The sequence below is a fragment of the Mesorhizobium sp. Root554 genome (assembly GCF_001427025.1).
Taxonomy (GTDB): domain Bacteria; phylum Pseudomonadota; class Alphaproteobacteria; order Rhizobiales; family Rhizobiaceae; genus Mesorhizobium.
Map to the genome: position 1 here is coordinate 1,889,959 of NZ_LMGA01000001.1, position 22,083 is coordinate 1,912,041.

Annotated in this window: 23 protein-coding genes; 12 read left to right on the forward strand and 11 right to left on the reverse strand. The window is 61.0% G+C overall.

The window, feature by feature from the left end:
* The first annotated feature begins 111 nt into the window (after positions 1-111).
* Both ASD44_RS09075 and ASD44_RS09080 read left to right on the forward strand, forming a co-directional pair.
* Positions 112-1,314: a pyridoxal phosphate-dependent aminotransferase gene (locus ASD44_RS09075; protein WP_056110847.1), complete on the forward strand. Its 1,203-nt coding sequence runs from the start codon at positions 112-114 to the stop codon at positions 1,312-1,314.
* A gap of 163 nt (positions 1,315-1,477) precedes the next feature.
* Positions 1,478-2,335, forward strand: coding sequence for a hypothetical protein (locus tag ASD44_RS09080; RefSeq protein WP_056206769.1), 858 nt, complete (start codon positions 1,478-1,480; stop codon positions 2,333-2,335).
* Between the two features lie 109 nt (positions 2,336-2,444).
* Here the strand turns inward: ASD44_RS09080 and ASD44_RS09085 are convergent, their stop codons facing one another.
* Both ASD44_RS09085 and ASD44_RS09090 read right to left on the reverse strand, forming a co-directional pair.
* Positions 2,445-3,746 carry a phenylacetate--CoA ligase family protein gene (locus tag ASD44_RS09085; protein ID WP_156459819.1) on the reverse strand — a complete coding sequence of 434 codons (1,302 nt, stop codon included), beginning with the start codon at positions 3,744-3,746 and terminating at the stop codon, positions 2,445-2,447.
* Between the two features lie 69 nt (positions 3,747-3,815).
* Positions 3,816-4,211, reverse strand: coding sequence for a cupin domain-containing protein (locus tag ASD44_RS09090; protein ID WP_056110853.1), 396 nt, complete (start codon positions 4,209-4,211; stop codon positions 3,816-3,818).
* A 233-nt stretch (positions 4,212-4,444) separates the two neighbouring features.
* Here ASD44_RS09090 and ASD44_RS09095 point away from each other — a divergent pair, with 233 nt between their 5' ends.
* The gene (locus tag ASD44_RS09095) at positions 4,445-6,496 is read left to right on the forward strand and encodes an elongation factor G (RefSeq protein ID WP_056110855.1); all 2,052 of its coding nucleotides are present in this window, start codon (positions 4,445-4,447) and stop codon (positions 6,494-6,496) included.
* Positions 6,497-6,982: 486 nt separating this feature from the next.
* On the opposite strand, the gene ASD44_RS09100 is transcribed toward ASD44_RS09095, so the two are convergent.
* Positions 6,983-7,879, reverse strand: coding sequence for a LysR family transcriptional regulator (locus ASD44_RS09100; RefSeq protein ID WP_056110857.1), 897 nt, complete (start codon positions 7,877-7,879; stop codon positions 6,983-6,985).
* 53 nt (positions 7,880-7,932) lie between these two features.
* Positions 7,933-8,907 carry a thioredoxin-disulfide reductase gene (gene trxB, locus ASD44_RS09105; RefSeq protein ID WP_056110859.1) on the reverse strand — a complete coding sequence of 325 codons (975 nt, stop codon included), beginning with the start codon at positions 8,905-8,907 and terminating at the stop codon, positions 7,933-7,935.
* 226 nt (positions 8,908-9,133) lie between these two features.
* On the opposite strand from trxB, the gene ASD44_RS09110 reads away from it, so the two are divergent.
* Positions 9,134-9,604 carry an Lrp/AsnC family transcriptional regulator gene (locus ASD44_RS09110; protein ID WP_056110861.1) on the forward strand — a complete coding sequence of 157 codons (471 nt, stop codon included), beginning with the start codon at positions 9,134-9,136 and terminating at the stop codon, positions 9,602-9,604.
* On the opposite strand, the gene ASD44_RS09115 is transcribed toward ASD44_RS09110, so the two are convergent.
* Both ASD44_RS09115 and ASD44_RS09120 read right to left on the reverse strand, forming a co-directional pair.
* A complete protein-coding gene (locus tag ASD44_RS09115; protein ID WP_056110863.1) occupies positions 9,576-10,646 on the reverse strand; it encodes a glycosyltransferase in 1,071 nt (356 codons plus the stop codon). The genes ASD44_RS09110 and ASD44_RS09115 overlap by 29 nt on opposite strands.
* Positions 10,643-11,503 carry a glycosyltransferase family 2 protein gene (locus ASD44_RS09120; protein ID WP_056110866.1) on the reverse strand — a complete coding sequence of 287 codons (861 nt, stop codon included), beginning with the start codon at positions 11,501-11,503 and terminating at the stop codon, positions 10,643-10,645. The genes ASD44_RS09115 and ASD44_RS09120 overlap by 4 nt, the downstream gene beginning before the upstream one ends.
* A 170-nt stretch (positions 11,504-11,673) precedes the next feature.
* Here ASD44_RS09120 and ASD44_RS09125 point away from each other — a divergent pair, with 170 nt between their 5' ends.
* From ASD44_RS09125 to ASD44_RS09135, 3 genes are all read left to right on the forward strand, one after another.
* Positions 11,674-12,384, forward strand: a complete 711-nt coding sequence (locus tag ASD44_RS09125) for a methyltransferase domain-containing protein (protein ID WP_056110867.1) — start codon at positions 11,674-11,676, stop codon at positions 12,382-12,384.
* A 127-nt stretch (positions 12,385-12,511) separates the two neighbouring features.
* Positions 12,512-13,126 (forward strand): methyltransferase domain-containing protein, encoded by a 615-nt coding sequence (locus ASD44_RS09130; protein ID WP_056110870.1) that lies wholly within the window; start codon positions 12,512-12,514, stop codon positions 13,124-13,126.
* 13 nt (positions 13,127-13,139) lie between these two features.
* Entirely contained in the window at positions 13,140-13,862 is a 723-nt protein-coding gene (locus ASD44_RS09135) for an FkbM family methyltransferase (protein WP_056110872.1), read from the forward strand.
* Here ASD44_RS09135 and ASD44_RS09140 read toward each other — a convergent pair.
* The 4 genes from ASD44_RS09140 to ASD44_RS09155 form a co-directional block, all read right to left on the reverse strand.
* Positions 13,854-14,930 (reverse strand): glycosyltransferase family 4 protein, encoded by a 1,077-nt coding sequence (locus tag ASD44_RS09140; RefSeq protein WP_056110874.1) that lies wholly within the window; start codon positions 14,928-14,930, stop codon positions 13,854-13,856. The genes ASD44_RS09135 and ASD44_RS09140 overlap by 9 nt on opposite strands.
* A gap of 29 nt (positions 14,931-14,959) precedes the next feature.
* A complete protein-coding gene (greA, locus tag ASD44_RS09145) occupies positions 14,960-15,433 on the reverse strand; it encodes a transcription elongation factor GreA (protein WP_056110875.1) in 474 nt (157 codons plus the stop codon).
* A gap of 226 nt (positions 15,434-15,659) precedes the next feature.
* The gene (locus tag ASD44_RS09150) at positions 15,660-16,193 is read right to left on the reverse strand and encodes a tetratricopeptide repeat protein (RefSeq protein ID WP_056110877.1); all 534 of its coding nucleotides are present in this window, start codon (positions 16,191-16,193) and stop codon (positions 15,660-15,662) included.
* A gap of 74 nt (positions 16,194-16,267) precedes the next feature.
* On the reverse strand, positions 16,268-16,618 hold the full coding sequence (locus ASD44_RS09155; protein WP_156459911.1) for a DMT family protein: 351 nt from the start codon (positions 16,616-16,618) through the stop codon (positions 16,268-16,270).
* A gap of 136 nt (positions 16,619-16,754) precedes the next feature.
* Here ASD44_RS09155 and ASD44_RS09160 point away from each other — a divergent pair, with 136 nt between their 5' ends.
* The 5 genes from ASD44_RS09160 to ASD44_RS09180 all read left to right on the forward strand — a co-directional run bounded on the left by ASD44_RS09160 (position 16,755) and on the right by ASD44_RS09180 (position 21,346).
* Complete coding sequence (locus tag ASD44_RS09160) at positions 16,755-17,180, forward strand: DUF3775 domain-containing protein (protein ID WP_056110881.1); 426 nt, start codon at positions 16,755-16,757, stop codon at positions 17,178-17,180.
* Between the two features lie 289 nt (positions 17,181-17,469).
* On the forward strand, positions 17,470-18,246 hold the full coding sequence (locus ASD44_RS09165) for an extensin family protein (RefSeq protein ID WP_320409831.1): 777 nt from the start codon (positions 17,470-17,472) through the stop codon (positions 18,244-18,246).
* Positions 18,247-18,372: 126 nt separating this feature from the next.
* Positions 18,373-19,194, forward strand: a complete 822-nt coding sequence (locus ASD44_RS09170; protein WP_056110885.1) for an extensin family protein — start codon at positions 18,373-18,375, stop codon at positions 19,192-19,194.
* Positions 19,195-19,244: 50 nt separating this feature from the next.
* Complete coding sequence (locus ASD44_RS09175) at positions 19,245-19,949, forward strand: LssY C-terminal domain-containing protein (protein ID WP_056110887.1); 705 nt, start codon at positions 19,245-19,247, stop codon at positions 19,947-19,949.
* 86 nt (positions 19,950-20,035) lie between these two features.
* A complete protein-coding gene (locus ASD44_RS09180) occupies positions 20,036-21,346 on the forward strand; it encodes a hemolysin family protein (RefSeq protein WP_056110889.1) in 1,311 nt (436 codons plus the stop codon).
* 66 nt (positions 21,347-21,412) lie between these two features.
* Here ASD44_RS09180 and ASD44_RS09185 read toward each other — a convergent pair whose 3' ends face one another.
* Complete coding sequence (locus tag ASD44_RS09185; protein WP_056110891.1) at positions 21,413-22,018, reverse strand: NAD(P)H-dependent oxidoreductase; 606 nt, start codon at positions 22,016-22,018, stop codon at positions 21,413-21,415.
* Positions 22,019-22,083: the final 65 nt, after the last annotated feature.

Sequence of the window (22,083 nt, forward strand, 5' to 3'; positions counted from 1 at the left end):
TGGGCAGCCTGGCGTTTTACGGAGCTGGTCCATTCGACGATGCTTGCGCTCGGCAGGGCAATGGGACAATAGAAACGCCGCGACCAGTTCTCGACCCGGAGATCCCCTGCCATGGCCTTTCTTTCCGATGCCCTTTCGCGCGTGAAACCCTCCGCGACAATCGCGATGACGCAAAAGGCGCGCGAACTGAAAAAGGCCGGACGCGACATCATCGACCTGAGCGTCGGCGAACCGGATTTCGACACGCCGGACAACATCAAGAACGCAGCCATCGACGCCATTCGTCGCGGCGAGACCAACTACCCGCCGGTCTCCGGCATCGTGCCGCTGCGCGAGGCGATCGCGCAGAAGTTCAAGCGCGAGAACAACCTCGACTACACGCCTGCCCAGACCATTGTCGGCACCGGCGGCAAGCAGATCCTGTTCAACGCGCTGATGGCGACGGTCAATGCCGGTGACGAGGTCATCATCCCCCGCCCCTACTGGGTCAGCTATCCGGAAATGGTGGCGATCTGCGGCGGCACATCGGTGTTCGCGGAAACCTCGATCGCCGACGGCTTCAAGCTGACGCCGCAGGCCCTGGAAAAGGCGATCACGCCGAAGACCAAATGGCTGATCATGAATTCCCCGTCCAACCCGTCGGGCGCCGCCTACACCGAGGCCGAGCTGAAGGCGCTGGGTGATGTCTTGCTCAAGCATCCGCAGGTCTGGATTCTGACCGACGACATGTACGAGCACCTGACCTATGGCGATTTCGTCTTCCGCACCATCGCCGAGGTCGAGCCGCGCCTCTATGAGCGCACGCTGACCATGAACGGCGTCTCCAAGGCCTACGCCATGACCGGCTGGCGCATCGGCTACGCGGCCGGCCCGCTGGAACTCATCAAGGCGATGGACGTGCTGCAGGGTCAGCAGACCTCCGGCGCCTGCACCATGGCGCAGTGGGCCTCGGTCGAGGCGCTGAACGGCCCGCAGGATTTCGTCAAAAAGAACAAGGCGATCTTCCAAGGCCGCCGCGACCTCGTCGTCTCGATGCTCAACCAGGCGCGCGGCATCACTTGCCCTTCGCCCGAAGGCGCCTTCTACGTCTATCCGTCCTGCGAGGCGCTGATCGGTAAGAAGACCAGGGAAGGCGCCGTCATCGACAGCGACAAGACCTTCTGCGGCGCGTTGCTGGAAGCGGAAGGCGTCGCGGTCGTGTTCGGCGGCGCCTTCGGGCTAGGACCGAACTTCCGAATTTCCTACGCCACGTCGGAAGCGAACCTGGAAGAAGCCTGCACCCGCATCCAACGCTTCACCGCCAGCCTGAGCTGAGTGAAATAGCGGCTGGTGTGACATTGCAGCCACTCCATGGAAGATTCCGTAACGTAAAGCCACAGTTTATCGACGGCACAAGCAAGGCGCTATTGCGGTCCTGAAGACTCCAGATACCAATTCGCAAAGATTGGCGCCGGGGGTTTTTATGCGAAATAGATTATTGGCCACGACGGCCATTGCATTGGCGATGGGCGGCGCCGCAAGTGCGGCTGACTTCCAGGAGAAATTCGAGGGGACTAAGCCAGCAGTTTCCGGCTTCAACGGAAAGATCGAGTTTGGTTACATCAACACCGACATCGATTCTGGTGACGACGCGGATGGCGCATACGGCGTCGGCTCCTTTTCGGCGCCGCTTGGCGACCAGTTCGGCATACAGGTCGACGCGGGCCTTGCGCGTCTGGACAGCGCGGTCGATGTGACACTCGCAGGTATTGCCGCGCACGGCTTCTGGCGCGACCCGGATCGTGGTCTTCTGGGCGGCTACGCGCAATATTCCCGCCTGTCATCCGGTGGTCCGGACGCCAATATTTTCCGGCTCGGAGCTGAGGGCGAAATCTACCTGGACCGAGTCAGCCTCGAAGGGTTCGCCGGTGCCGACATTGTCGATGGCTCGTCGGACAACGAGACCTATTTCTCCGGTGACTTCACGGCGGCGTTCTATGCGACCGACAATTTCCGCATCAGCGGCGGCATCGGCCATCAGTTCAATGAGACCTTTGGCAAGGTGGGCGCGGAAGCCATGCTTCCCTTCGCCTCCAACAACGTCGCGCTCTTCGCCGACGGTAATTTCGGCAGCGATTACCAGACGTACCGCGCCGGTCTGCGCATCTATTTCGGCGAAAGCGGCAAATCGCTTCTCGCTCGACACCGCGAAGACGATCCGCGGACACGCTTGCTCGACTTCTTCGCGCTTGGCGGCGCCTTCAATACGCCTTCGGTCGGTGGCGGTTCTGAGGAAGGTGGCGGATCGGAAGAAGGCGGCGGTGGTTCTGAGGAAGGTGGCGGAGCCCCTACCTGATACGCAGGACGCACAACGCCTCCTGGCTGAATTTTTGCCTGTTGCGTAACTGACAAGGAAAAACCCGGTGGCTTGAATTGAGCACCGGGTTTTTCGTTTCACGCCGGGATTATTCGACCAAGGAGATGAACTCCCGGAATTTTCCGCCCGCCGATCTCTCGATCTTATCCACCTGAACCAGCGTCAAGGCAATCTCAGGCGCGAATTTCTCGTGCACATAGTCTTGAAATGCCGGCTGATCCGGTTCCCGGCCCGAACCATCATCGACATAGCGCACCTCGATGTGATCCCGGGCGATCTGTACGGCCTGCCACTGCCGGGCTGGAAGGAATTTCATCACAGCAGGAGGCCGCAGTTGCGGCCAGACCCGATCTCCGTCGGGCAGCACGAACATATCCCGGGTTCGCCCGAGTATGCGTTTTATAGTGGGCAAGCTGCGCCCACATCCACATGGCTGCGTCGGAAGCTCGGCTATGTCGTTCTGTTCATAGCGGATGAGAGGCAACGCATAATTATAGAAAGGCGTCACCACGACACGCCCGCTTTCGCCAGGGCCACACGGCGTGTTGTCGTCCTTGAGCACTTCCACCAGGTTCGATTCCGCGGCAACATGATACATGTTGGAATGAGGACATCGTGTCGCCATCTGGCCCGATTCTTCACTGGCATAGAAATCAGTGATTTCCACGCCCAGTTTCTCTCGCACAATATCGACCTGATCATCCGCCAACGTTTCGGCAAAGGTGAACACGTGCCGCAGGTTGGAATGCCAGGGGAGCCCTGAAGCATATCTGGCAAGAGCCGCGATGTTGGTCGGATAGGTTTTCAGATAGGCAGGACGCATGCGGTTCAGAAAATCCACCTGCACGCTTATTGGTGCGGAGATCGAGAGAAAACCATGCCGCCCTTCGCCCCCGAGATGCGACCAGCGCGCGCGCAACTGGCCGTCGGGCGGCGGGCCTATTTCCCGCCGGTCTACGGAAATCGTCACATAAGGCAGATCGCGGTCTGCATCTGCCCAGTCATGCGCGCGCTCGACGATGGCGCGGGAAGAATGCGTCAGCAGCGCGCTTTTAACGAAGTGAATGGGCCTGCCGGTCGAGCCGGAGGTTGAGAACGGCACAATGCTGCCAGTCGCCTCCGGAACCGTTCGGGCACGGAAGACATCCTGCCTATTCTGTAAATCGGAGCGCTGTAGAAAAGGAACCTCGGACCAGCGGGCAAGATCGATGCGGCCTTGTGCATTGGTTACCGGCGTCAATCGCGCGGGATAGGCGTCCGTCTCCTCGATCGCATGCGAAAGCAGCCTTTCCAGAAGCGACCGCTGCATTTCCTGGAGGTCTTCCACCGATGCCCACTGTGACTGCCGCAGCGTTTGCACATAGCGGGAGACGGGATTGTCGAGCATCATCATTTCGCCGGGTACAGTGAAAAAATGCCCATTGTTTGCACCGCTCCGATACCGGTCTTTTTCAATCGCTCAACCAGCATACTGTTCGTCGCTGACCTTCTCCAGCCAGTCGACATAGCGGCCTTCAAGGCCTTCCTGCATCGCCACATGCGCCATGGCCGAACTCGGCCCGGCGCCATGCCAGTGCTTTTCGCCCGGCTCGAAGAACACCACGTCGCCGGCCCTGATCTCGCGGATCGGACCACCCCAGCTCTGCACGCGACCGGCGCCGGAAACGACGTAGAGCGTCTGGCCGAGCGGATGCGTGTGCCAGACCGTTCGTGCGCCGGGCTCGAAATTCACCAGCGTCGAGGCGAGCCGCGCGGGCGCCTCGGTACTGATCAGCGGCGTCTGCACCACCCTGCCGGTAAAATAGCTCTCCGGTGCGATGACGCTGGCGACGCTGCCGACGGGAATGATTTTCATGATTTTGTTCTCCGTTGTCGGGCACACTTGGCCAGCGCGTCCCGCTTCGCAAGAGCCGGTGCTATTTTTCTTGCCCTGCCCCCGAACCCGTGTGACGATGCGATCGGCAGACTGGCAAGCCTGCCCGCGACGGCCGCAGGCCGGCCGCCGCTCCCAGAAGCTCAGAGTGCGATCGGCGAAACCGCAGTCCACTTGCTGATCGCTCTCGATAACAACGCGAGTGGAGGCAAGCCATGGGCAATCGCGCCGGAGGACGACGCACGGGACCGAAATGCATCGCCATAGTCGGTCCCTTCGCAAGCGGTAAGACGACACTTCTCGAAGCCATTCTCGCCCGCACGGGCGCAATCCCCCGCCAGCAGGCCGTTTCTTCCGGCAATACGGTTTCCGACAATTCGCCCGAAGCGAGAGCCCACGCCATGAGCGTCGAGGCGACCTTCGCCACCACCGAGTTCATGGGCGACGCGATGACATTCGTCGACTGCCCCGGCTCGATCGAATTTTCCTTCGAGGCCGAGCCGGCGCTCGCCGGCTGTGACCTGGCCGTCGTCGTCGCCGAAGCCGACGAGAAGAAAATCCCGGCGCTGCAGCTCATCATGCGCAAGCTCGACGACCTCGGCATGCCGCGCGTCCTGTTCCTGAATAAGATCGACAAGAGCTCGGCCGGCGTGCGCGATACGCTGAAGCTGCTGCAGCCTGCCAGCTCCGTGCCATTGCTGCTGCGCCAGATTCCGCTGCGCAAGGATGGCGTGGTCATCGGTTCCATCGATCTGGCGCTGGAGCGCGCCTACGTCTATCGCGAATACGCCGAAAGCGAGATCATCGAGATTCCCGGCGACGAGAAAGCCCGCGAGACCGAGGCGCGCTTTTCCATGCTGGAAACGCTTGCCGACCATGATGACCAGCTCATGGAGCAGTTGCTGGAGGAGATCGAGCCACCCAAGGACGAGGTGTTCGACGATCTCGCAGCCGATTTGCGCGGCGGCGTTGTCACGCCAGTCCTGATCGGTACCGCCGAGAGAGGCAACGGCGTCCTGCGGCTGCTCAAGGCGATCCGCCACGACGCCCCGGACGTCGAGGAAACCCGCAAGCGCCTCGGCGCCCCCGACGGAAACGCCACAGTCGTTCAGGTGATGAAGACCTTCCACACGCCGCATGGCGGCAAGCTTTCGGTCTCGCGCATCCTTTCGGGCCAGATTGCCGACGGTTCGGATCTCTATTTGCCGGACGGAAATACGGTCAAGGTGTCGGGAATCTACAAGCTGCTCGGCAAGGACCAGATCAAGCAGACCTCCGCCAAGGCCGGCGATACTGTAGCATTGGGCAAGCTTGATGAAACGAGGACGGGCCAGACCTTGACCTCGGCCAAGGGCGGCCTGAAGCCGCTTGTTGATCTGGCACCGCCGCAGCCGGTCTACGCCTTTGCTTTAAGGCCGAAGGAGCGCAAGGACGACGTGAAGATGTCCGCGGCGATCCACCGGCTGGCCGACGAGGACCCCTCGCTGTCCCTCACCCACAATCAGGATTCGGCCGAAACCGTCCTCTCCGGAAATGGCGAGATGCACCTGCGCGTCGTGCGCGAGCGGCTCGAGGGAAGGAACCAGATCGCCGTCGAAGGCTATGCGCCGGCCGTTCCTTATCGCGAGACGATCCGCAAGTCGGTGGAGCAGCGCGGCCGCCACAAGAAGCAGTCGGGAGGTCATGGCCAGTTCGGCGATGTCGTGCTGCAGATCAAACCGTTGCCGCGCGGTTCGGGCTTCCAGTTCACCGACACCATTACCGGCGGCGTGGTGCCCAAGACCTACATCCAGTCGGTGGAAACCGGCGTCCGCGACTATCTCAAGTCCGGGCCGCTGGGCTTCCCCGTCGTCGACATCGCCGTCAACCTGTCGGACGGTTCATATCACGCGGTCGATTCTTCCGACATGGCGTTCCAGATGGCGGCTAAGCTGGCCATGAAAGAGGGCGTGGCCGCGTGCTCGCCGACTTTGCTCGAACCGGTGATGAAAGTGGAGATCTTCACGCCGTCGGACGCAACCGCGCGCATCATCGCCCTGGTGCCGCAGAGGCGCGGCCAGATCCTGGGTTACGACGCCAGACCGGACTGGCCCGGCTGGGATGTCGTGGAGGCGACGATGCCGCAATCCGAGATCGGCGATCTCATCATCGAGCTTCGCTCAGCCACCGCCGGTGTCGCTACCTATCGCGCCAGCTTCGACCATATGGCCGAACTGGCTGGGCGGCTGGCCGACGAGGCGTTGAACGGTCGTGGCAAGGCGGCCTGACGAAGGCAGCGACCGGCACGGGAAGCAAGAAAGCGGCGTCTTTCAAGGCGCCGCTTTTGCATTCCAATGAAGAGAAAGCCAACGCAGGAGGCTGTCCCAAAAACAAAAAAGCCGGATCAAGAAGACCCGGCTGAGTTTGTTGGAAGCGCCCGTTAGGGCTGAACCTCCAGAGGGGAACACTCCAGGATGCTAATGGGAGGAGAACGCATCCAGGAGATGACCCGAATATGAGCGCCGGCTGCCCAATAAACAAGCATCGATTTTGCATCGCACGCATGCAAAAAGACAAAGGCTGTGGTCCAAAGGCAAACTGACGCCAATAGGGCCACAAATGCGGGAAAAATCGATTAGCTTGTAGGCAGTTTGCCGATTTACGCTGCAATGAAAGGGTTTAGCGGTCTGGATCGCCTCGCCTCTTATGGCGCCGAAATCAGCAGCCGGGCCGCCCCGGCAGGGGCGTCCACCCGAGTTGTTGACGCCAGCCCGTCAGTAGGACCAGTTACGCGCCTTGGCGAACATGAAGTCGCGGAATGCCTTCAGCTTGGCCTGGTTCTTCATCGCTTCCGGGTAGACGAAGAACGTGTCGAAAGACGGCCCTTCGAGCTCCGGCAGGATCGGCACCAGGCCGGAATCGTTGTCGGCCATATAGCCGGGCAGCATGGCGATGCCGATGCCGCGCCGAACGGCCCTTCGCACCGACATCAGATCGTTGATCTGCAGCACCGTCGGGCGCTTGTCGCCCTCGGGCCGGCCGACGGTTTCAAGCGCATTGAGACCAGCAAGATAGGATGGCACCGGCTCGCCAAAGGTAACGATGCGGTGCCCGTCGAGATCGGCGACCGATTTCGGCACGCCATGCTTGTCGAGATAAGATTGCGCTGCGAAGGCGTGCAGATGCACGGTAAACAGCCGCCGCTGGATCAGGTCGGGCTGCTGTGGAAGGCGAAGCCGCACGGCGCAGTCCGCCTGCCGCATGGTCAGGTCCAGTTCCTCGTTCGTCAGCACCAGCTGGAGATTGATTTCCGGATAAAGATCGAGAAATTCCTTGGCCCGTTCGGTCAGCCAGCCGGTTCCGAGACCAACGGTTGTGGTTACCCGAAGGACGCCGGAAGGACGATCCTTGGTTTCGCGCAGCTGGGTCTTGATCGTTTCCAGCTTCATCAGCACGTCATGCGCGGTGCGGAACAGCATCTCGCCCTGTTCGGTCAGCACCAGGCCGCGGGCATGACGGTTGAACAGCGGAACCCCGACATCATGCTCGAGCGCGCTCACCTGCCGCGAGATCGCCGATTGCGACAGATGCAGTGTCTCCGCGGCATGGGTGAATGACCCAGCCTCAGCCGCCGCGTGAAACACGCGAAGCTTGTCCCAATCCAACGCCATTGATTCCCCTCGTTTGGTTGGCGTTTGAACAACAAATTTGGGTATTTTACGGCTTATTCCGCCGCTTCCCGATGCACCTCTACCCCGGCCAGATACTTTTCCGCCTCAAGCGCAGCCATACAGCCCATTCCCGCCGCCGTCACCGCCTGCCGGTAAATGTCGTCCGTCACGTCGCCCGCCGCGAACACGCCGGGCACGTCGGTGCGCGTCGAATCCGGCGCCGTCCACAGATAGCCATTCGGCTTCTGCTTGAGCTTGCCGACGAACAGTTCGACCGCCGGAGCGTGGCCGATCGCGACAAACACCCCATCGACCTCGAGACTGGATTCCTGGCCGGTGACGACGTTCTTCAATTTCAGCCCTTCGACCGAAGGCGGCAGCGGCGTCTTGCCCGGACGGCCGGTAACTTCGTCGACCACCGTGTCCCAGATCACCTTGACGTTTTCCTTGGCCAGCAGGCGCTCGCGCAGGATGCGTTCGGCGCGGAAATCGTTGCGGCGATGGATGACGGTGACCGTCCTGGCCAGATTGGACAGATAGAGCGCCTCCTCGACCGCGGAATTGCCGCCGCCGACGACCGCGACATCCTTGCCGCGATAGAAAAAGCCGTCGCAGGTCGCGCAGGCGGAAACGCCGAAACCCATGAACGTCTGTTCGGACGGGATGCCAAGCCATTTGGCCTGCGCTCCCGTCGCTATGATGAGCGTATCGGCCGTATAGACCGTGCCGGAATCGCCCTTGGCGACAAATGGCCGGACGTTCACGTCAACCTCGACGATGATGTCGTTGACGATGTCGGTGCCGACATGCACGGCCTGCTTGAGCATCTCGTCCATCAGCCACGGCCCCTGTATGGGGTCGGCGAATCCCGGATAGTTCTCGACATCCGTGGTGATCATCAGCTGGCCGCCCTGCTGCAGGCCGGCCACCAGCATCGGCTTCAGCATGGCGCGCGCCGCGTAGATCGCAGCCGTGTAGCCCGCCGGGCCGGAACCGATAATCAGGACAGGGGCATGCTTTACCGTCATGGAACAGCCTTTGCAGAAGCGCCGCCATGGCGCCAGACAAGATCGATGCCCGCGTAATGTAAGTGCTGGCCGCGAACCCAGCAAGGACAGTTGAGAAGTGTCCCCGGAAAGCTGCCGCCGGCAATGTGAGGTCAACCGCCCGTTCCGGCGAATTGTGCCTGTGACGGGTGGCGCAGCGCCAAAACTCGTTTAATTAAAAGCAGACTCACGCCGCGGAAAAACGCATATGCCCGTCAAGGCCGACCTCGACGCCATCGACTGGAAGATCCTCAAGGAACTGCAGGACGACGGCCGCATGACGAATGTCGAATTGTCGCGGCGTGTTGGCATTTCCGCGCCGCCCTGCCTGCGGCGGGTCAGGCGGCTGGAGGAAACCGGAATCATCCGCAAATACCGGGCGCTGCTGAACGCCCCGGCGCTCGGAATGGACGTGGTCGCCTTCTGCCTGGTCGGCCTCAACCACCAGTCCGACGCCGAACTCAAGATTTTCGCCGAACGGACCCGCTTGTGGCCGATCGTCCGCGACGCGTGGATGGTGTCGGGCGAATCCGACTTCCTTCTCCATTGCGTGACGCGTGACCTTGGCAGCTTCCAGAACTTCGTCATCGAGGAACTGGCCTCGGCGCCGAACGTCGATACGGTGCGGACCGCGCTCACCATCCGCCGGGTCAAGGACGAGGGGCTGGTGGTGATTTGATGTTGCCGCCGGCTGCGCCCGTAGCTCGCGACGCGAACAAATCCAGATAGGCCTGGACAACGGCTTCGCGCGAAAACGTCGTCTGCAGGGTTTGAAGACCGCCGTCTATGATCTTTCCGGCAAGACCGTCCTCTTTCTCGATCCGGGCAAAGCCTGCGGCAAACCCTTCATGATCGCCGATGTCGACGAGCAATCCGTTCTCACCGTCCCGCATGAACCATGCCGGGCCTTCCGACCGTGTTGAAACGACGGGAACGCTTTGCGCCCACGCCTCCAGAACGACATTGCCCAGCGGTTCATGGCTTGACGCCATGGCAAAGCAATTGCTGGCCGCGACATAGGGCCTTGGATCCTTCTGCCAGCCCAGAAAGCGAACCCGCTCCAGAACGTTCAATTGCGACGCGAGATCGCGCAGATTGGCTTCTTGTTCGCCATTCCCGATCAGCCAGAGATAGGCGTCGGGCCGCAGCGCGAGCGCGCGCACCAGCACATCGAATCCCTTGCGCGGAACGAAACGGCCCATGGAGGCGATAAGGAATGCATCCCGTGGCGTGTCGAGTGTGGCGCGGTCGAACGGCGCCACACGTTCCATGCTGGTAAAATTGGAGATGACTTCCACGCCCCGCTTCCAGCCCATTTCGCGGACATGGCGAGCTATCCCCGGCGTGTTGCAGACCACCGTATCGATGTTGCGGAATTTGCTCAGCGTGGTCGGATAATCCCCAAGTCGAACCAGCCGCAGTGGCTCCGGATTTGCCGGCACCAGCTTTGCCCCCTTGGGCATCCAGCCGAAGACGCAATCGGGCTTCCACTGCCTTATCAGCGCGCTGACGCGCAGCGGCAGCACGATACGGTCGAGCGAAAAGGTGCGGAAATGGCTCTCCATTACCTCGACCGAGCCATCTATCAGCGGTTTCCACGTCCGATCCGGGCGGATGATGACCTTCTGCTCGACCCCACGTTCAGCGAAGCCGTTGAGGAGATGAACGAAAAACCGCTCGGCGCCGCCGTCCTTGCCGAAATGGAAATGCAGAACCTTCATGCGCCTGCCTTCGGTCCGGGCTTGTCGGCGTGGTCCATCGTGTCCATCGACGGCCGATCCCGCAAAGCGTTGCGCTGGTATATTTTGGCCTCGGTGAGGAATGAATAGACCGCCCCTGTCATGGCCTCGATAAACCCGGGAAAGCCGCACCGCCAAAGACCGTTGCGCAGATAGAGCCGCAAAAAATACACCGGCGGATTGAACAGAAGCTTGATCCTGCGGGGCTTCGTCCCCGCCGCGACCAGTTGGTCTGCCTTCAACGACGAATATTTGTTCTCTTTCAATATCTGCTCGTCCATGACCAATGGGCGGAAATGCAGAAGGCTTCCCTGAAGGGCGTTTTCGACCCGTCCGTCTGGCCGGATCCCTTCATGGACTTTCTGCGAGAGATCGTAGCTCCCACGACCTCGGCGGATAAGGCGCAGATTGCGCCGTTCATGCGCCCGCCGCGGCGTGTAACCGTAGCCGATCAGGTAAGGACGCCGCGCGATGCGCCACCCGACGATACCGGGTTCGGCCTTCAGCAACCGCGGCAGCACTTCCTTGAGCGGCTCATCGAACCGCTCATCCGCATCGATGTTGAAGCACCAGTCCTCCCGGCATTGCTCCAGGGCGAACTGCTTCTGGCCGGCATAGCCGCGCCATGGTTCGGAGAACAGCCGGATAGGCCAGCCTCGATCGATATAGGACTGGATCAGGGACAGCGTGCCATCGGTGGAGCCGGAGTCCACAATGATGATGTCACGGCAAGCATCGAGGCTTTCAATGCAGTTGCCGAGATAGGCTTCCTCGTTCAGGCAGATGATGAACGCCGACAGGGCAAGCGCGCCTTCCGCTCTTGAAACCTCTGTAGCCAAGCCGGGATCCCTTCCGCCGCGCGGTTCACAAACCGCAGTACCCTACCCGCAGATCGTCAGCCGGAGCATTAGAATCCCGTCGGCGGAAATGCAATCCGCGCCGCAAGTAGGCCCTTTCACCCCGCAGCAGTTTCGTTTATCTGTAAATTGCTTGGGGGAGCTAAATTGACATGAATATCGTTGACGAACTCGCGCGGAGATACCTGCGGGCAAAAGGATATTACGTACCCGGCGTAAAAAACCAGAACGACGAATACACATTGTTTAAATACACAAGGCCAGACGGCAGCTTCGATTACGAAAAATATAGGACTATCCAAGAAGACGGTAACAAGAAAAAAATAAACAACGTATGGGCTGACGAAGAAACAATAAAATTCATTTCTGAATATCTAAATAAAACGAACTCTTCTCAGAATCGTGGCATCTGTCACGGAGTGCGCCGGGGTCTTGAACAACAATGGTTTTCCGAGACCCTCGGCGTTGACGCAATCGGCACGGATATTTCCGAAACCGCGACGCAATTTCCGAACACGGTGCAGTGGGATTTTCACGAGGAAAACCCGGAATGGGTAGGCGCGTTCGATTTTGTCTACACCAACTCCCATGACCACGCATATGACCCGAAGAAGGCCCTCGACACATGGGTACGCCAGCTTAAGCCGGGTGGAGCAGTCGTGCTTGAACATACACCGGGTCATACGCCGTCCGGGACGTCTCAACTGGACCCCTTCGGTGTCGATGCAAAAATCTTCCCGTATCTGATCGCGAAATGGGGCGCCGGCGAATACGCCGTGATGGACATTCTGGAACCTCCACATACCAAGCCTCATGGCCTCAAGATCTGGATTTTCATCGTCAGGAAAACGCGGAACGCCTGATAGGACTGGACTTGCTTGGCTGGAGGCGGTTTCCTTGCATTATACTTACGTTTCACCACCGTTGCCTTCGCTTGCACGCTGGAGACATCTCTATGCCTGGAAAAAGGGCATCAGCTGCCTTCGGGCCATGGAGTACGAAAAGCTTGGCCAAGTGCCGCTTGCCGCACCGTTGCTCGATGTGGGTGGCGGTCGCAATTCTCTCTACAAAGATCTGCTCCCGGGCCATGTCGGCTATGAATCCGTCAACATAGATCCGAGCATCGAACCAACGCATCTGGTCCAGCCGGACGGAACCTTTCCTGTCCAAGACAATCACTATGCTACCTGTCTATGCCTCAATACACTCGAGCACATCTACGATGCGAAATTTGTGATTGACGAAATCCACCGGGTCCTGGCGCCCGGTGGCCTTGTCTACATAACGGTGCCGTTCATTTTCCGCATCCACGGCCATCCGGACGACTTCTTCAGGGCAACACCAAGCTGGTGGCGGGAAACGTTGAAACGCGCCGGATTTTCCCAGGTGAGTTTGCAGCCGCTGGTCTGGGGCCGCTATACCAGCGCCGCAAGCATTCGTGGCTATCGCGGCCTGTTCAAGCGCACGCAGTTCCATCTCTCCCATCTCGCGGACCTGATCTATGCAAGGATCGCATTCTCCCGTAACGAGGGCCTTTATTCAGGCAAACGGGGTGAACGCATTTGCGGCGTAGCGATGGGATATTTTATCACCGCGACGAAGTGACAGAGGTCGGCTTATGAAGAATCCGTTCCGCGGCCTGATGCTGAATTGGCATCGCATTGCGGATACGCGCCAGATCACCTTGGACGGGGTTCGCATTTCCACAGATTCGCAGACGACGCCACGCTCGGTTCGGTCCGCCTTGTTCAAGGGCACATACGAAAGCCACGAGCGCAAGATTGTGCGGCGCTTTCTCAAGCCGGAGCACCGTGTTCTGGAAATCGGTACTGGCATCGGGTTGGTCTCGCTGGTCTGCGCCAGGATTTGCGGCGCTGAAAAAGTCCTCTCCTACGAGGCAAACCTTCGCCTCGAACCTATCATCCGTTCAAATTATGCGCTTAACGGGCTGACCCCCAATTTGCACATGCGCGCGATAACCGTGGACGGAAATCCGATCACCTTTTTTCGAAATGACAATGTTGTTTCCTCCTCGACCCTGGAGCGAGGGGGTGATGTGGAAAAAGTAAAGGTGGAAAGCGACCGTTTCGACAATGTATTGGCCACGCACAGGCCCGACGTCGTCATCATGGATGTCGAAGGCGCCGAAATCGGCCTGCTCAGCGGCTCAACTCTGGCAGGCGTCAAGCATATCATCGTGGAAATCCACCCGCATATCACCGGCGAAGAACAGGTGGCGGCCATGATGGCGGCGCTGAAGGACAAGGGGTTCGAGCCGCATGTGCATGAGCACAAGACGATCATGCTGAGCGCGAGGACCCGCCTTGAGGCTTCACACTGATCGAGACTGCTGGGTAAGCCTGGCATAAATCTCGATGAGCTGCCTGGCTTCCCGTTCGAGCGGAAAATTTGCCTGGGCATGACCCAGTGCCGCTTGGCCCGCAACACCGCGCACCGCGTCATCCGCCATGTACCCCCTCGCCGCGTCGACCATCGCCTGGACATCGCCGCGCGGGATGATCGCCCCTGTAACCCCTTCCTCGACAAGTTCCGGAAAAGCCCCGACATCGGTGGCGACGACCGGCACGCCGGTGGCCATGGCTTCCAGGGGAGTCAGGCCAAAACCTTCCCAGCGCTGCGGCGCGACGAACAGCGACAGAACCCGGTACCAGCGTTCGATATCCGTGTGCTCGCCGGCGAAGAGGATGCGGTCCGCCAGCCCCGCATCGGCGACGCGTTGCTTCAAATCGCGTTCGAAACCTTCATGCTGCGCGGTGGCGCGGCCAGCTATGATGGCAGACCAGCCGGGATGGGCCGGCAACAGCGCGATCATGGCATCGACGAAGACGTCCGTGCCCTTCTGATGCCGGACCCGGCCGAAGCACCCGGCATAATGCTGCGCCGGGTCGAGGCCGAGCGCCGCCTTCGCCGCGGCAGGGTCTGCAGAGGGCGAGAATTTGGCCGTGTCTATCCCATGCATCACCACGCTGTGCGGCACAGTGAGATAGGCGGCAGTCCTTTGGCTGGTTGCGATGACGTGATCCATCCGCCGGATCAGGAAACGCGTCCACCCCTTGTGCTGGCGTTGCGAGGCGGAGGTGAAGACCAGCTTGAGCGGAGCGCCCAGCGAGCGGAGCACCAATCCGCCAAGCATCTCGACATTGCGGCGCGCGTGCCACACGCGGGGTCTGCCGTCCGGCAGCCGCCGCCACAGCTTCCAAAGGTCACGTGATCGTATCCGGGGAAGGCTGGACGGCAGGCCCGGCCCCAGCACGGCGATGCCGAGCCCCAGACTGCGCTGCATCGGCACAAGCTGGATGATGGTCGAGGTGACGCCGGAGAGCCGCCGCTTGAAGTTCGGCGCGATCACCTCGACTTCATCAGGATCGAGATAAGGCGCCCTTGTCATGGCTGCGACCGATCCGGCTAACCGGCCACTCAGATGAACTGGACCTGCACGATTTCGTAGCCGCGCGCGCCGCCGGGCGCATTGACCTCGATGGCGTCGCCAACTTCCTTGCCGATCAGCGCCCGTGCGATCGGCGACGAGATCGAGATGCGGCCCGACTTCACGTCCGCCTCCTGATCGCCAACGATCTTGTAGGTCTTCTTTTCCTCGGTGTCCTCATCGACAAGAACGACAGTGGCGCCAAACTTGATCTTCTCGCCCGACAGTTTCGAAATGTCGATCACCTCGGCGCGCGCAATCAGATCCTCAAGCTCGCCGACGCGGCCCTCGTTCAAACTCTGCGACTCCTTGGCGGCGTGGTATTCGGCGTTTTCGGAAAGGTCGCCATGCGAACGGGCCTCGGAGATCGCCTCGATGATGCGCGGCCGCTCTTCTTGCTGGCGCCAGCGCAGCTCCTCCTTCAACGCAGCAAATCCTTCGCCTGTCATCGGCACCTTGTTCATAGCATAACCTTTCGTGCCGCCAGCCCCGTCTTTTCGGGGACGGCCCTTTCGTTGGGTACAAAAAGAAAACGGCCCGGCAGCTTGGGACTGACGGAACCGTCTCACCTCGGATTATCGAAATATAGCAAGCTCTGCGCGTTTTTCACGACAAAAATGCAGACGCACCTCCGCCATGTGAAAAAGGCGACAGCCGCGTCCGTCGCGATTGTCGCAAAAGCGCCTTCGGTCAGCTCCGCATGAAGCGGTCGATCTGTTCGGAAAGCATGCCATATTCGCGCGAGCTCTTGCCCGCCCGTTTCTCGATCTGGTCAAGCTGCTCGCGCGCCGCCGCGAGATTGCCGAGCTGCAGGTGGGCTTCGCCCATATATTCGCGCACCAGCGTGTAGCCCGGATCGTTCCTCAGCGCTTCCTCGTAGTATCCCAGACCGACGACGACGCGGCCGGACTTGCGGTGCGAGTAGCCGAGATAGTTGAGGATGCGCGGATCCGTCTTGTCGGCGGCAAGGCTGAGCACGGCAATTGCTTCATCGTAGCGTCCGGCCATCGCGAGCGCCCGGCCCTGCTCGTAGATATTGTCGTCCTTCAGCATTCCTTGCTTGGGCGCCACGCACTTCTTCTGGGCATCGTCATAGACTTCGCCCTTGGCACAGCTGGGCGTGCTGGCGCCGCTGCCGCCGTCACCAGCCGCATAGGCAGGTAGTGCGAGCATCGGCAGAGCGACCAACGCTGACATCAAATGAACCGGGAATCCTTTGTGCATCGAAATTCTCCTCCGCAAGACGATAAGAGACTAACGCTGCCGGAGGCAAAATTCATCCTGGAAAAATCAAAGACCTAACCGCGGAAGATAAGCGCTGCCCCACCGGCGATCAGCGCGAAGCCGAGTACATGATTCAAAGTGAGAGCTTCCTTCAGGTAAAACACTGAGAACACAGCAAAAACCGACAGGGTAATGACCTCCTGCATGGTCTTCAGTTCCGCTGCCGAGTAGACTTGGCTGCCGATGCGGTTGGCCGGCACCGCCAGCCAGTACTCGAAAAACGCGATCATCCAGCTGGCCATCACGGCCAGCCAGATCGGCGACGCCTTGAATTTCAGGTGGCCGTACCACGCGAACGTCATGAATACGTTGGAGGCAATCAGCATCAGGATTGGCAGTATCCTGGGCGAGGATAAAATCGTCATCATTGGGGGAACCGATCGAAGGAGGGAGACACCATTTCATGCCAGCTTTCTCGTCTGTCAATCGTCGGCGCGGCGCATGGCGTGACAGCCACACCAAATCCGTTATCATCCGCAGGCGCCAACGGAGGGATCGCCGGTGAAGCGGCATGAGGACAGGGAATGGGAGCTTTCGATCGGCCCCGACACCGTGCGCCTGTTCATCGAAAAGGCCAAGACACTCACCGCCGCAATCAACGAGGACTATGCCGACGGCGCCGAGCACGAGGTCGAGTTCGACGGCGACCGCAAGGACACGCATCACCATGACGGTCTGGCCGAAGAAGAAAGCGAAAACCTCACCGAGGTGGAACTGCGCGAGCTGATCGCCGACCTCAATGTCGATGAGGCATCCGATCTCATCGCCCTGGCCTGGATCGGGCGCGGCGACTACGAGGCATCCGAATGGACCGACGCCGTGACAGCGGCGCGGGAACGCACCGGCAAGCGTACCGCGAAATATCTTCTCGGCATGCCGATGCTGGCCGACTGGCTGGAGGACGGACTGGAAGCCATCGGCGCCTGACGCCATTGCAACCAGCGCGTCAGTGGCGCGTGACAACGGCGTAACGCATTGTGAAGCGCCCCGTTTCGCCTCGAGGCAACCTCCCCTGCCTTGTTGCCGTTATCGCACCATGAGGGCAGGCAGATTTTCTCGTCTTGTTGGATTGGCATCGGTGGCGGCCTTGCTGGCCGCAGGACCGCTCCTTGCGAAATCCCCTGAAGCCAGACCCGAATTGCCGCGAACCGCGCCGCTTCCCGAATTGCAACGGGAGGCCGAGCCCGTCGCACCCGCCAAGCCGCCCGTGCCTGAAATGCGGCCCGCAGATGCGCCGAAACCGGCCGAGGCGAAAGATGCCGGCAAATCGGAAAACTCCGAACCGCAGCCGCCGCCCATTGCGCCCAAACCGCCTGCAAAGCCTGCGGATGCTGGGGCGGCGGAAAAGCCGGCAACCGGTCGGCAGACCGGGAACCCTGAAGACACGGAAAAGAAGCCACCGAAGCGGCCGCTCGATCCGCGCGTCAACGTCGTCCCGCAGGACAAGTTGCCGGCCGAAGAAATCGCTTGCCGCCAGCGCTTGCAGGCGATGGGAGCTGAATTCGAGAACCGCAAGGCCGAGCATGACGCGGATATCGGCTGTTCCATTCCATATCCGCTCATGATGAAAAAACTGACCAGGACCATAGACCTCGCTCCCGAAGCCGAATTGAATTGCGGCATGGCCGAAGCCGCGGCGAAATTCATGACTGATGTGGCGTCGCCGGCTGCGAAGGCCGAATTGGGATCGGAGATCAAATCGATCAACCAGGCATCGGCCTATGTCTGCCGTCCGCGCCATAATGGCCAGAAGATTTCGGAGCACGCCTTCGGCAATGCGCTGGACATCGCCCGTTTCACATTAGCCGATGGAACCGAGGTCGATGTGAAGCCCGCCCCGCCGGAGAAGCAGGAGAAATTTCTGCAGGCCGTTCGCAAGGCCGCATGCGGCCCGTTCAAGACGGTGCTGGGACCGGGCAGCGACCCGGATCACGCCCTGCATCTCCACTTCGACCTCGAACCGCGACGCAACGGCGGCACCTTCTGCCAATGATTCCCTGCCCATACCAAAGCGCGGGAAGCCGTGCCTCAATTTGGCCGCAGCTGTAAACGACGGCGCTGATTTTTCCTTTACTGTTAGGCACTAAACTCTGTTTCTTCGAGGGACAGGGATAGTCCGATGGCAACCAGCCTTCGCACCGCAAATGCCGCCAGGCCGCGCCGGCGGCAGTCCAGTCTTGCAGCCATCCAGGTTGGCGGCCTGCTTTCCCTTGCCGCATTATCGGCCTGCAACACCGGCGACGTGTTCGCGCTGCAGCCGGCAGTCGATGTCGGCACGCAGACTGCCGCGGTGCCCGCCTATAGCGGCATGCAGAAGCTGGTTCCTTCCGATCCTTATCTGACCACGGCGGCCTATCCCCGCATGGATGAGCCGATGTCCTCGCCGGCCGAACAGATGCCGGCGGAAGAGATCGAATGCAGGCAGGAACTGCGCCGTCTCGGCGTTTCCTATACCGACCTCGCGCCCATAGGCGAAGGCGGCCAGTGCGGCATCACCTATCCGGTCAAGGTCAGTTCTATCGGCAGCATCGCCATGAAGCCGGCCGCCACGCTCACCTGCAACATGGCCGCGACATTCGCAGGCTGGTCCAAACGCGAACTCGTTCCCGCCGCCCGCTGGCGCTACATGTCCGGCGTCAAGGCGATCCATCAGGGCTCGAGCTATTCCTGCCGCAAGATCGCCGGTGAAGGGGTGCTCTCCGAGCACGGCAAGGGCAACGCGCTCGATGTCATGAGCATCGAACTGAACAACGGCAAGGACATCGACGTGCGCAAGCAGGGCCTGTTCTCGTTCCGTGCCCGCGGCTTCCTCGATACGGTGCGCGCCGACGGCTGCGAGTATTTCACCACGGTTCTCGGGCCCGGCTACAACTACGACCACCGCAATCACTTCCACTTCGATATCAAGAGCCGCAAGAACGGCTACCGCGCCTGCCGCTAGCGCGACCGCCAAGCGACGGCTAGAATCGCACGGGGTTTTGGCGGTGGCACATGAGTGAACGAAGCCTTACGCGGCGCGCCGGACATTGGTTCGCCCTGTTCTGCGGCGCCTATCTCGGCGTCGCCTATTTCATCGCGCCGGAATTGTGGACGCTGCGCGACCGCGGCGCTGCCTCCAAGGGCACTATGTTGACGCGCACCCCGCAGGGAATAGCGGGCGATCCCATCAATATCGGGCTTGTCGGCACCGAGAAGGACGTACTCCACGCCTTCGCCATCGCCAAATGGGACACAGCCGACGCCGTGACGCTCAGGACGGCCATCGAGATCGGTGAAAGCGTCCTTTTCGATCGCCCCTACCCCGACGCCCCGGTAAGCCGCTTGCTCTTTCAGGGGCGACCGCAGGACCTCGCATTCGAGCAGCCGGTGGGCGACAGCGCCGACAGGCGTCACCATGTGCGGCTGTGGCGCACGGCCGAAGTCGGCACCGACGGCCGCCTGATGTGGCTGGGTTCCGCCAGCTTCGACATGGGCGTCGGCGTCAGCCACGACACAGGCGCCGTCACCCACCACATCGGCCCGGATATCGATGCCGAACGCGGCTATCTCATCAAAAGCCTCTCAGAGGCCGGCATGCTCGAATCATCCATGCAGATAGAGGGTGTGGGTGCCACCGAAAATGGTCGCAACGGCGGCGGCGATCCCTACTTTACCGACGGCAAGGCGACGGTCGGAATGCTGCGGCCGGCGACCTGACGCGCGGCGGATGCTGTGGGCAAGTGTGTTTGCAAAGGTGTAAATCGCGCCTTCCGACCTTGCATCCCGGATGCTATTGAACGCCGATGCTTTACATTGAAATAGCCATTGTGGTCGTGCTCATCTGTGTGAACGGCCTTCTGGCGATGTCCGAACTTGCCATCGTTTCTTCCCGTCCGGCCCGTCTCAAGGGCATGATCGACCGTGGGGTGCGAGGTGCGGCCAGCGCGTTGATGCTCGGCTCCAACCCTGGCAAGTTCCTGTCTTCGGTGCAGATCGGCATTACGCTCGTCGGCGTGCTTTCCGGTGCTTTCTCGGGAGCAACGCTGGGCGACCGCCTGGCCACCGCGCTGGCTGCCGCCGGCGTCAGCCAGCGGGTCGCCGACCTTTTGGGCGTCGGCATCGTTGTCGCCGTCATTACCTATGGCTCGCTTATCATCGGCGAACTGGTTCCCAAGCAGATCGCCCTGCGCGATCCCGAAGGCGTGGCGGTGCGCGTCGCGCCTGCCATGACCATTCTCGCCAAGGTGGCGCTGCCGCTTGTCTTCCTGCTCGATATTTCCGGCCGTTTCATCCTGTGGCTGCTCGGCCAGCGTGGCAAAAGCGACGACAAGGTCACCGACGAGGAGATCAAGATGCTGGTGGCCGAGGCCGAGCATCATGGCACCATCGAATCCGACGAACGGCGCATGATCGCCGGCGTCATGCGGCTGGGCGACCGCGCCGTGCGCGCCGTGATGACCCCGCGCACCGATGTCGACTGGATCAACCTCCAGGCCGATGACGCCACCATCCGCAAACTGCTGATGGAGACCCAGCATTCGCGCCTGCCCGCCGGCGACGGCGTCGACGCCATGATCGGCGTGGTGCAGACGCGCGACGTGCTGGCGGCGCTGCTCGGTGGCCGCACGCTCGATCCGCGCAAATATGTGCGCAATGCCCCGATCGTCCATGACCAGGCCGATGCGCTCGACGTTCTGGCGCGGCTGAAGGAATCCGATGTCCCGATGGCGCTGGTCCATGACGAGTACGGTCACTTCGAAGGCGTCGTGACACCAGCGGACATCTTGGAGGCAATAACCGGCGTCTTCCGTTCGGATCTCGATGCCGGCGACGAAAACGAAAGCGCCGTGCAGCGCGATGACGGCTCCTGGCTGCTCGCCGGCTATATGCCTGCCGACGAGATGGGCGACGTTCTCGGCATCGTCCTGCCGGAAAACCGTGACTACGAGACGGTCGCCGGTTACGTGCTGTCGCATCTCGCCCATCTGCCGTCCACCGGCGAGACGGTCGATGCCCAAGGCTGGCGTTTCGAGGTTGTCGACATGGACGGACGGCGCATCGACAAGGTCATCGCCGCCCGCCTGCCCGGCGCGCACCGCGAGATCGTCCGCTAGCATCTTTAATAAAAGGGGCGGCCCGGAGGCCGCCCCATCCTGTTTCTCGCAGGATTTCCGTGATTTCTACGCCGCTCTGATTTCTTCCTCGGCGATGTCTGCCTCGCGGGCTTTCTTCAAAGCCTTGGCCCACCATGCGACATCGTTGATGAGCGCCTGCGCGGCCTGGTTCAGATGCTCGAGGTCGTCGAGCTTCTTCTGGCCCTCGCGGACAGCCAGTAAGTCGCCCCAGGTGATGTGGACGGCGGACTTCACCGGCGCCATCTGCAGTTCGACGGCATGCATGCGCAGCTGCTCGACGGCGCGCGCACCACCGACACCGCCATAACCGACGAAGCCGGCCGGCTTCTTGTTCCATTCGTTGGAGGCGTAGTCGATTGCATTCTTCAGCACGGCCGTTGGGCCATGATTGTATTCGGCGGCGGTGAAGATGAAGCCGTCGAACTCGGCGACCTTCCTTTGCCAGCGCTGCGCAACTTCGTTCTGCGAGGGCACCCAGGCCGATGAAGCAACCTCATCGAAGAAAGGCAGGGGGAAATCGCGAAGATCGACGACCTCGACATCGATATCCGCATGCTGGCGGGCGATCCTGGCGATCCATTCGACCGGCTTGTCGGCGAAGCGCGCCGCGCGCGTCGAGCCGACAACAATCGCGATCTTGGGTTTGGACATTGGTCTCTCCTTGAAAACTTATGGTATCGATTGGATACCTGCGCTATATGAGAGACTGGGTTTGC

Bases quoted from the DNA above. Each gene is read 5' to 3' on its own strand.
- ASD44_RS09110 (WP_056110861.1), top strand. From the start codon at position 9,134: ATGCCCGTCAAGGCCGACCTCGACGCCATCGACTGGAAGATCCTCAAG.
- ASD44_RS09125 (WP_056110867.1), top strand. From the start codon at position 11,674: ATGAATATCGTTGACGAACTCGCGCGGAGATACCTGCGGGCAAAAGGA.
- ASD44_RS09085 (WP_156459819.1), bottom strand. From the start codon at position 3,746: ATGATGCTCGACAATCCCGTCTCCCGCTATGTGCAAACGCTGCGGCAG.
- ASD44_RS09185 (WP_056110891.1), bottom strand. From the start codon at position 22,018: ATGTCCAAACCCAAGATCGCGATTGTTGTCGGCTCGACGCGCGCGGCG.
- ASD44_RS09170 (WP_056110885.1), top strand. From the start codon at position 18,373: ATGGCAACCAGCCTTCGCACCGCAAATGCCGCCAGGCCGCGCCGGCGG.
- ASD44_RS09090 (WP_056110853.1), bottom strand. From the start codon at position 4,211: ATGAAAATCATTCCCGTCGGCAGCGTCGCCAGCGTCATCGCACCGGAG.
- ASD44_RS09095 (WP_056110855.1), top strand. From the start codon at position 4,445: ATGGGCAATCGCGCCGGAGGACGACGCACGGGACCGAAATGCATCGCC.
- ASD44_RS09135 (WP_056110872.1), top strand. From the start codon at position 13,140: ATGAAGAATCCGTTCCGCGGCCTGATGCTGAATTGGCATCGCATTGCG.
- ASD44_RS09165 (WP_320409831.1), top strand. From the start codon at position 17,470: ATGCGGCCCGCAGATGCGCCGAAACCGGCCGAGGCGAAAGATGCCGGC.
- ASD44_RS09115 (WP_056110863.1), bottom strand. From the start codon at position 10,646: ATGAAGGTTCTGCATTTCCATTTCGGCAAGGACGGCGGCGCCGAGCGG.
- ASD44_RS09180 (WP_056110889.1), top strand. From the start codon at position 20,036: ATGCTTTACATTGAAATAGCCATTGTGGTCGTGCTCATCTGTGTGAAC.
- trxB (WP_056110859.1), bottom strand. From the start codon at position 8,907: ATGACGGTAAAGCATGCCCCTGTCCTGATTATCGGTTCCGGCCCGGCG.
- ASD44_RS09100 (WP_056110857.1), bottom strand. From the start codon at position 7,879: ATGGCGTTGGATTGGGACAAGCTTCGCGTGTTTCACGCGGCGGCTGAG.
- ASD44_RS09150 (WP_056110877.1), bottom strand. From the start codon at position 16,193: ATGCACAAAGGATTCCCGGTTCATTTGATGTCAGCGTTGGTCGCTCTG.
- ASD44_RS09075 (WP_056110847.1), top strand. From the start codon at position 112: ATGGCCTTTCTTTCCGATGCCCTTTCGCGCGTGAAACCCTCCGCGACA.
- ASD44_RS09130 (WP_056110870.1), top strand. From the start codon at position 12,512: ATGGAGTACGAAAAGCTTGGCCAAGTGCCGCTTGCCGCACCGTTGCTC.
- ASD44_RS09140 (WP_056110874.1), bottom strand. From the start codon at position 14,930: ATGACAAGGGCGCCTTATCTCGATCCTGATGAAGTCGAGGTGATCGCG.
- greA (WP_056110875.1), bottom strand. From the start codon at position 15,433: ATGAACAAGGTGCCGATGACAGGCGAAGGATTTGCTGCGTTGAAGGAG.
- ASD44_RS09175 (WP_056110887.1), top strand. From the start codon at position 19,245: ATGAGTGAACGAAGCCTTACGCGGCGCGCCGGACATTGGTTCGCCCTG.
- ASD44_RS09155 (WP_156459911.1), bottom strand. From the start codon at position 16,618: ATGACGATTTTATCCTCGCCCAGGATACTGCCAATCCTGATGCTGATT.